We start from the raw sequence: 9,003 nt of genomic DNA, 5'->3' as shown, positions 1-9,003 counted from the left end.
GCGGGCGGAGTACTGGAATGGACCGCGCCGTCCGGGCGCATCCACATCGACAGGCCACGGGATCTACTCCCGGAACAACGGAGCTCAAGACACACACCGAAGCGCAAGGTCAGATTCAAGCCCGCGGTCAAAGAACCAGAACTGCACCCCTTCTAGTGCCGGTCGCAGCCGCAGCCGCAGCCGCGCTAACGGTCGAGCGCTACCGGCCGAGCGCACCCGCGAGCATCGCCACGTCCTCCTCCGTGTTCCACAGGTGGAATGCCACGCGTGCATTCCCTGCACGGCCGCTCGCGACGATTCCGGCGGCCTGCATTGCCGCCAGGTCGGTGCCCGAAGCGTCGGCCCAGGTCACGATCGCCGAGTTGCCGGAGGGCATCTCGAGCATCGACCGGGCGGCATTCGCCAGTCCGACTGCGTGGTCGTGCACGGCGGCGGGATCCAAAGCGGCAAACAGCGCAAGCGCAGCCTCGGTGCCAGCCACGAGCGGCCACAGTGGCGACAGATCAAAGCGCCCGGCGCTTGCAGCGAGCGGCGTGTGGCCCGCGTAACATGATGCCCACACGTCGTCCGCCGAGCACCATCCGGCGGCGAGCGGCGTAAGCGAGTCATCGAGCCCCTCGCGCACCGTGAGAAACGCCGTGCCGCGCGGCGCGCACAGCCACTTATAGGCGTGGCACACGGTGTAGTCGAACGAAGCCGCCCCAATCGGCAGCCACCCGAGGGACTGCGTGAGATCCACACAGGTCCGCGCCCCGACGGCGGACGCCGCAGCCACAATCGCAGCGTGGTCCGCGACCACACCCGTCGCAGACTGCACGAGCGAGAACGCGACGAGCGCCGTCTCCGGCGTCACCGCCTCCGCGAGCTCCGCCACCGGTGCGTACCGCACGCGAACGCCGCGCGCGGCGAGCTGCTCGAACGGGTGCGTGAGCGAAGAGAAGTCTCCCGCGGCACACAGCACCTCGGCGCCGTCGGGCACCGCGGTCGCGATGATCGAGACAATCTGCGAGACCTGCGAGCCGAGCGCGACCCGCTCGGCTGGCATCCCCACGAGCTGCGCGTACAGCTCCCGTGTGCGCTCGGCAGAGTCGCCGATTGCCCGGGCATCGAGTGCGCCGGAGGCCCACGAGTCATGGAACTCGCGGCTTGCAGCGAGGGTCGCGTGGGAGGGGAGTCCGCCGGTGCAAGCAGAGAGGTATCCGCGCGTCTCGGGGAAATGGCTAGCGAAGTCGGTGCTGACGCCGGCAGCGGTGCCGGATCCCATCGTTGAGGTGCTCATGTCATCAGGCTACGCCCGCCTCACTCATAAGAATAGGGAATGATTATTATGAAAGACTTGCGCCTGGGTTATAGTGGATCCCGTGAACGCAACACGACCCGCCGATCCGCTCGGCTCCATCGACTCGACCGAGCTGCGCATTCTGCACACGCTCTCGGTCACCGGCTCACTCACGGCGACAGCAGCCGCGCTCGGCCTGAGCCAGCCGGCAGTCAGTCAGCGCATCAAGCGCGTCGAGACCAGGCTCGCTGTCCCGCTGATCGAGCGCTTCGGCCGAGGCATCAGGCTGACGACAGCCGGGGGCATCCTCGCCGATCACGGTCGTACGGTGGTGAGCGAGATCGATGCGGCGCTCGCTGCTATCGACGATCTGCGCGGAGAGCGCGCCGGCACCCTCCGGCTCGTCGGATTCCCCTCGGCATCAGCCACGATCGTTCCGGCAATCATGCGCCTGCTCGCAGTGGAGGCCCCGGAGGTCGCGCTGCAGTACCGCGAGGCTGAACCGCCCGAGGCGACCGAGATGCTCCGCGACGGGGAGGTCGACTGCGCGCTCATCTTTGACTACGAGGGCGCGGCTGAGCTGCCGGCGGGTTCAGCATTCTTCCCGCTGTGGCGCGAGGAGGTGCACCTCGTGGTGTCGGATCGCCGCGCACAAGAGCTCGATGGGCACGGCGTGCCGGGATCCCCCGCGAAACTCAGCGACTTCGCCGCAGAGCACTGGATCGCCGGGTGCGAAAAGTGCCGCGGCCACCTCTTGGCCGCAGCACACGACGCCGGCTTCGAGCCCGAGATTATTCAAGAGACAGACAACGTGCCGGCAATGCTCGCGATGGCCGCCGCGGGCGGGGCTGTCGCGCTGGTGCCGGGCCTCGGACTCGCCGCGGCACGGACCCTGCCCGACGACGCGGTCGTCGTTGAGCTCGATCCGCGCCGCTACCGCACCATCGGCATCATCTCGATGGCGACGGCAAACGAGAGCCCGCAGGTGCGGCTCGCGAAGCGGCTGCTCGCCGGCATTGACGGCACCACCTGGGGACTCGCGCTTCCCGGCACCCGCGACGCAAAGGAGACGAGCGAATGACAAGCACCACCGCGGCGAATCCAGCGCAGCACAAGCGCCGCAGCCAGCTTCCGCTCGAGCTCGGCGGCGCACTCCAACGGCGCACGCTGATAGTGCTGGCGTCGGCAACGATCCTTGGCGGCCTCGGATTCGGCGCATCGGCGTCGGTGGGCGCGCTGCTTCTCGCCGAGGTGAGTGGCAACGACGCGATCTCGGGCCTCGCTGCAGCAATGTCGAACGCGGGAGCGGCTGCGGCTGGCATTCCGCTCGCCAGGCTGGCCGCGCGCAAGGGGCGGCGTACTGCCGTCGTGCTCGGCAGCTCGATCGCGATGTTCGGCGCGCTGCTCGCCATCTTTGGTGCGGCGATCTCCGTGTGGTGGGTGCTCGCCCTCGGCATCGGCACGCTCGGCGTCGCCGCCGCCGTGCAGCTGCTGTCGCGCTTCGCGGCGACCGACCTCGCGCTGCCGAAGAACCGCGCGCGAGACCTCTCGCTCGTGGTCTGGTCGATCACTGTTGGGGCAGTCATTGGGCCGAACCTCATGGGCCCGGGCGCCGTCGTCGGCGGCTGGATCGGCGTCACCCCGCTCGCAGGGGTCTTTGTCTTTACCTTCTGTGCGCAGCTCGCCGCTGTGCTCGTGAACTACTTCGGTCTTCGGCCCGACCCGCTGCTCACCGCTCGCTCGCTGCAGGCGGAGGCTGCCGCTGCCGCTGCAGCAATGCCGGGTGCCTCCGAGACCGCCGAGCAGGTCACAGCGTCCAGGCGCGCGAAGGTGCTTGCGATCGTGATCATCGGCACGGCGCAGGCAATTATGGTCGGTCTCATGGCGATGACGCCGCTGCACCTCAAGCACCACGGCGGAAGCGACTCGCTCGTCGGCATCACGCTGAGCCTCCACATCGCAGGAATGTACGCGCTGTCGCCCGTCTTCGGCATCCTTGCCGGGAAGATCGGCAGGCTGCCGGTGATTGTCGTGGGCTGGGTGATCCTGATCGTCGCGATCTACTTCGCCTACCTCTCCGGCGAGAACAGTCTCTACGTGCAAATCGCGATGACCCTCGTGGGGATCGGGTGGAGCGCGGTGACCGTCGCCGGGGCAGCGCTACTCACTGACCTCACCAGTCTCGCGGAGCGCACGAGGTGGCAGGGGCGCGCTGACACGTTCATGAGCGCATCGGGAGCGGCGGCCGGCGTGCTTTCGGGCATTGTGTTTGCGATGAGTGACTTCTCGGTGCTCGCCCTCGTCGCCCTCGCGGTGCTCGCCCTCGGCGCGATCGCCTCGATGTACCCGAAACTCCGGGTCGCGAAGCAGTACTAGGCGAAACGTCGGGCGGGCGGCGGCGCGGGTTGCGCTGCCGCAAGCGACGCGGAGCGGGGCGAGGCGACGCGAAGTTGTGTGAACGGTAAGCCTGCAGCCCGCCTGCTGCGGAAACGGCTAAACTGGCAGTAATGTCTACTACCGTCGAACCCCAGTTCTCAACCGCTACCGGCAGCGACGTTCGCGTTCGCTTCTGCCCCTCGCCGACGGGCACCCCGCACGTTGGTATGGTGCGCACGGCCCTGTTCAACTGGGCGTACGCCCGGCACACGGGTGGCACCTTCGTGTTCCGTATCGAGGACACCGACGCAGCCCGCGACAACGAGGAGAGCTACGGCCAGATCCTCGACTCGCTCCGCTGGCTCGGACTCACCTGGGACGAAGGCATCGACGTCGGTGGCCCGCACGGCCCCTACCGCCAGTCTGAGCGCGGTGACATCTACCGCGAGATCGCGGCGAAGCTCAAGGACGCGGGATACCTCTACGAGAGCTTTTCCACGGCAGAAGAGATCGACGCCCGTAACGAGGCAAACGGCCGCGCGAAGCAGCTCGGCTACGACAACTTCGACCGCGACCTCACCGACGAGCAGCGCGCGGCGTTCCGCGCCGAGGGCCGCGAGCCCGCTCTGCGCTTCCGCATTCCCGACATGGATCTCAGCTTCGACGACCTCGTGCGCGGCCCGATCAGCTTCCCCGCGGGATCCACGATCGACTTCGTCGTCGTCCGCCCGAACGGCGCGCCGCTCTACACGCTGACGAACCCGGTCGACGACGCGCTCATGGGAATCACCCACGTGCTCCGCGGCGAGGACCTGCTCTCGTCGACGCCGCGCCAGGTCGCGCTGCACCGCGCGCTCGTCGAGCTCGGCATCGAGCCCGCGATCCCGGTCTTCGGACACCTCCCGTACGTGCTCGGCGAGGGCAACAAGAAGCTCTCGAAGCGCGACCCCGAGTCGAACCTGCTGCACCACCGCGAGCGCGGCTTTATCCCCGAGGGCCTGCTGAACTACCTCTCGCTGCTCGGCTGGTCGATCTCGGCTGACCGCGACGTCTTCACGAGCGACGAGATGATCGCGGCGTTCGACGTCACCGACGTGAACCCGAACCCGGCGCGCTTCGACCAGAAGAAGGCCGACGCGATCAACGCGGACCACATTCGCCTCCTCTCCGAGGACGACTTCTACGCGCGCATCCTGCCGTACCTCATCGCCGGCGGCGCGCTGCCGATCGAGCCGAGCGAAGCGCAGCTCGCGACCGTTCGCGCCGCAGTGCCGCTCGTGCAGAGTCGAGTCACGGTGCTTTCAGAGGTCGTTCCCCTCATGGGTTTCCTCTTCACGAACTCCACCGCGCTCGTCTACGAAGAGGACGCGCTGAAGTCACTGAAGGACGACGCCCCCGACACCCTTCGCGCGAGCATCACCGCGCTTGAGGCGCTGGGCGAGGGGGAGTGGGCGACTGAGCCGATCCAGAACGCACTGCAGTCGGCGCTCATCGAGGGACTCGGGCTGAAGCCGCGCGTCGCCTTCGGTGCGCTGCGCGTTGCAGCCTCCGGGCGTCGCGTCTCGCCGCCGCTGTTCGAATCGTTCGAGTTGCTCGGCCGCGAGGAGACGCTCGCGCGGCTCCGACGGCTCGAGTCGCAGCTATCGGGCGAGTAGGTCAGTCCGCGGGAATTCCCGCGACACACGCTGGTGCGACAGCAGCTCAGCAGAGTAATTGTCAGAAGGAGTGAGGGCAGATGGTGATCGAGACAGTTGCGGATAACCCCGCAGCTCCCTACGGAGTAGCCATTATCGGGGGAGGGCCAGCAGGGCTCTCCGCCGGCCTGCAGCTCGTGCGGGCGAATCGGCGGATCGCGATCCTCGACTCGAACCGCCCGCGCCACTCTGCGACGCTGCGTTCGCACGGTTTCCTCACGCGCGACGGGGTGCCGCCGCTCGAACTCCGCAAGCTCGGCCGCGAGGAGTTCGAGGCGTACCCGACCGCGCGCTTCGCCCAGGCGATGACCCGCGAGATCGTGCCTCTCACCCGCGCCGAGGCGCTCGAAGCGGGGTTCCCTGACGGCATCGGATTCCGCGTGCGCGGGACGGGGCTCCGCGGGAGCGGCGACGTCGAGATTGTGGCGCGCCGAGTGCTCATCGCGGCGGGCCTCACCGAGGATCTGCCGCCGTTCCCCATGATTCGCGCCTACTACGGTACGGCACTGCACTCGTGCGTCGAGTGCGACGGCTTTGAAAAGACCGACAAGCCGCTCGCCCTCATCGGCGAGACGAGCGACCTGTTTTCGCGCGCGCTGCTTATCTCGCGGTTCAGCTCGGACCTCATCGTGTTCACGAATGGGGCCGAGACGATCCGCGAAGAGCAGGAGGCGCAGCTGGGCTCCATCGGGATCCGCGTGGAGCGTCGCGCGATCGACGACATCGTGGGCGAAAAGGCGGACATGACCGGGGTGCGGCTCACCGACGGCGAGGTCATCCCGCGCGTTGGCGGCTTCGTGCGTCCGCGCTGGCACGCCTCGGTTGACTACTTCGGTGACCTCGAGATCGCCCGTGACGACTGGGGCCTCGTCGTTGTCGATGAGCGCGGAGAGACCTCGGTGCGCGGCGTCTACGCGGCAGGCGACACCGTGCCGCCCGGCCCGCAGCAGCTCATCATCGCCGCTGGTAACGGAGCATCCGTCGCGGCAAAGCTGAACATGGACATGATCCGTGGCGCGCTCGGCGTGGGCCAGATCGACGAGTAGGCTAGTCGGTGTTTACCGTACGGCGGATGCTGTACGGCGCTCACCGTTCGGTGAGCTTGACAGTGTGATTCAGACGTGGGGCAGCGCGTCGTTATTCTCAAGGAGAGAGCTGTGTCTGAGCATCAGCGCGCCCCCATGGTCCCCGGTGAGCACTCGGCGTCGGCGGGTTCCCGCTACGCCCTGGTTTCGGCGGCGTTCGTAGGAATCCTGCTCATCTCGAACGTGGTCGCGGTGAAGCCGATCGCGTTTGGTGCGATCCCGTTCGGTGACGTCTCGCTGCCGCTGGTGTTCGACGGGGGAGTGTTCCTCTTCCCACTCGCGTACATCCTGGGCGATGTGCTCGCGGAGGTGTACGGGCTGAAGGCGTCGCGGCGCGCGATCCTCACCGCGTTCGCGCTTGCGCTCCTCGCGTCGCTCACGATTCTGCTCGTGCAGGTGTCGCCGCCGGCCGCGGGTTGGGAGAATCAGGAGGCGTTCGCTGCCGTGCTTGGCTTCGTGCCGCGGATCGTGGCGGCGAGCCTCGTCGCGTTCGTATGCGGACAGTTGGTGAACGCGTGGGTGCTCGACCGACTGCGGCGCAAGACCGAGGGGCGTTACCTGCGAGTCCGGCTGATCGGCTCGACCATTGTCGGGCAGCTCATCGATACGCTGCTGTTCTGCACAATCGCGTTTGCCGGCATCATCACCGGCATCGACTTTGTGATGTACGTCGTGCTTGGCTACATCGTGAAGGTGCTCGCCGAGGTTATTCTGCTCCCGATTACGACGCGCGTCATCGAGCGGGTGCGCAGGGCTGAGGAGCACGCGGCCTAGCGCAGCTCATCGACGAAGGGCACCGAATCCGTGTTGGATCGGTGCCCTTCGTCGATGGTTACCCCTTACGCTGGGTGCTTCTCGGCGGCGGCGCGAGCGAAGTCCGCTCCGTACTGCCGGGTGAGCACGTCCTCGCGCAGCTCCGCGAAGGTGCCGTCAATAATCGAGGCGCGGATCCTGTCCACCAACCGCACGATGAACCGCTCGTTGTGGATCGTGGCGAGCGTTGACCCGAGCATCTCCTTCGCCTTGAACAGGTGATGCAGGTAGGCGGCGGTGTAATTCTCACAGGTGTAGCAGTCGCACTCGGGGTCGAGTGCCTCGAAGCGGCGACGCTGCGTGGCAGCCTTCGCGTTGATGCGCCCGGAGCTCGAGTACATGGTGCCACCGCGCGCCTGGCGTGAGGGGGCGACGCAGTCGAAGGTGTCGGCCCCGGCCGCGATCGCGGCGAAGAGGTCATCGGGCTCTGAGATGCCGAGGAGGTGGCGCGGCTTGTGCTCGGGCAGCTCCTCGCTCACCCAGCCGACGATGGTGCCGAGCTCGCTCTTTTCGAGCGCGCCGCCGATGCCGTAGCCGTCGAACTCCTGCTCAGTAGCCTCGGCGCCGCGCAACCGCTCGAGCCCGCTGGCTGCCTGGCGCCGGAGATCTTCATACTGTGCGCCCTGCACGACACCGAAGAGTGCCTGGTACGGGCGGTGCTGCCGCTCGGCGGTTTGGCGCGCGTGCTCGTCGAGGCAGCGCACGGCCCACCGCTCGGTGCGCGCAACGGAGTCTTCTTGATAGTCACGGGTATTCAAGAGCGTGGTGCACTCGTCGAAGGCGAAGATGATGTCCGCGCCGAGCTGGTGCTGAATCTGCATCGACACCTCGGGGGTGAAGCGGTGCTTGTCGCCGTTGATGAAGGACTTAAAGGTGACACCGTCTTCATCGACGTGCGCGAGCCGCTCTTTGTTCTTGGCGATCACCTCGGCCTGCTCGTGGGCACCCTCCCGCATGGAGATGACCTTCTTAAAGCCGACTCCGAGCGACATCACCTGGAACCCGCCCGAGTCGGTGAAGGTGGGGCCGTGCCAGTTCATGAACTTGCCGAAGCCGCCAGCCTCATCAACGATGTCGCTGCCTGGCTGAAGGAAGAGGTGGTACGCGTTGGCGAGCACCGCCTGCCCGCCGAACTCGGTCACGGTCTCGGGGAGCACCGCCTTCACCGTGGCCTTAGTGCCCACGGGGATGAATGCGGGCGTCTGAATATCACCGTGCGGGGTGTGGATCGTTCCGGCACGTCCGAGCGCACGACCGTCGCTCGCGCGAGCTCCTCCTGATTCGAGGCGATGCTCGACGTCGAAGGAGAAATCTGCGGGGGAGGGGGAACCTGGGTTCACTGGGGTTTCAGTCACCCCATCAGTGTAGAAGCCGCAGCCTGCGAGAGGTGGAGCGCGCGCGAAATGACAACACGCGCGGGATCGCGGGCCCGCTCGCTGAAAGCGGCCGGTTTCGGGGGCTTTCGAGCATTGATGGCCACGGGTGACACGGCGATGAACTTCTCCCCACTAGAGCATGAACGGCGGAATCACGCGGAGACACGCCCGAGACCCGGGCAAAGCTTGCGGGTCGGGGCCGTTCCCCGTAATGTATTCACTTGTCAGCGCAACGCAGCCGGGCCGCACAGCGGTTCGGTTCAAACGGATGCGCAGTATCACCTTCGTGTGGTACGATAGGCGAGTTGCTCTTCGGAGGGTCTCTTGGTTGAGGCCGGTACGGTGGGTGTCTGGTTCTTGAGAACTCAATAGTGTGCACT

At 67.0% G+C, this 9,003-nt stretch carries 7 protein-coding genes; 5 read left to right on the top strand and 2 right to left on the bottom strand.

Annotated features, from left to right (window positions below):
- Positions 1–199: 199 nt before the first annotated feature.
- Positions 200–1,279 (bottom strand): aminotransferase class V-fold PLP-dependent enzyme, encoded by a 1,080-nt coding sequence (locus tag ACI1US_RS13675; protein ID WP_461640931.1) that lies wholly within the window; start codon positions 1,277–1,279, stop codon positions 200–202.
- Positions 1,280–1,361: 82 nt separating this feature from the next.
- Here ACI1US_RS13675 and ACI1US_RS13670 point away from each other — a divergent pair, with 82 nt between their 5' ends.
- From ACI1US_RS13670 to ACI1US_RS13650, 5 genes are all read left to right on the top strand, one after another.
- The gene (locus tag ACI1US_RS13670; RefSeq protein ID WP_461640930.1) at positions 1,362–2,360 is read left to right on the top strand and encodes a LysR family transcriptional regulator; all 999 of its coding nucleotides are present in this window, start codon (positions 1,362–1,364) and stop codon (positions 2,358–2,360) included.
- Positions 2,357–3,655 carry an MFS transporter gene (locus tag ACI1US_RS13665; RefSeq protein ID WP_461640929.1) on the top strand — a complete coding sequence of 433 codons (1,299 nt, stop codon included), beginning with the start codon at positions 2,357–2,359 and terminating at the stop codon, positions 3,653–3,655. Before ACI1US_RS13670 ends, ACI1US_RS13665 begins: the two co-directional genes overlap by 4 nt.
- 131 nt (positions 3,656–3,786) lie before the next feature.
- Positions 3,787–5,310, top strand: coding sequence for a glutamate--tRNA ligase (gltX, locus tag ACI1US_RS13660; RefSeq protein WP_416549454.1), 1,524 nt, complete (start codon positions 3,787–3,789; stop codon positions 5,308–5,310).
- A gap of 80 nt (positions 5,311–5,390) precedes the next feature.
- A complete protein-coding gene (locus ACI1US_RS13655) occupies positions 5,391–6,395 on the top strand; it encodes an NAD(P)/FAD-dependent oxidoreductase (RefSeq protein WP_416549455.1) in 1,005 nt (334 codons plus the stop codon).
- Positions 6,396–6,506: 111 nt separating this feature from the next.
- A complete protein-coding gene (locus tag ACI1US_RS13650) occupies positions 6,507–7,208 on the top strand; it encodes a queuosine precursor transporter (protein WP_416549456.1) in 702 nt (233 codons plus the stop codon).
- A gap of 65 nt (positions 7,209–7,273) precedes the next feature.
- Here the strand turns inward: ACI1US_RS13650 and tgt are convergent, their stop codons facing one another.
- On the bottom strand, positions 7,274–8,602 hold the full coding sequence (tgt, locus tag ACI1US_RS13645; RefSeq protein WP_416549457.1) for a tRNA guanosine(34) transglycosylase Tgt: 1,329 nt from the start codon (positions 8,600–8,602) through the stop codon (positions 7,274–7,276).
- Positions 8,603–9,003 lie beyond the last annotated feature (401 nt).

Source organism: Leucobacter sp. BZR 635 (assembly GCF_048061935.2).
Taxonomy (GTDB): domain Bacteria; phylum Actinomycetota; class Actinomycetes; order Actinomycetales; family Microbacteriaceae; genus Leucobacter.
This window is presented reverse-complemented; position numbering and strand designations above follow the sequence as displayed.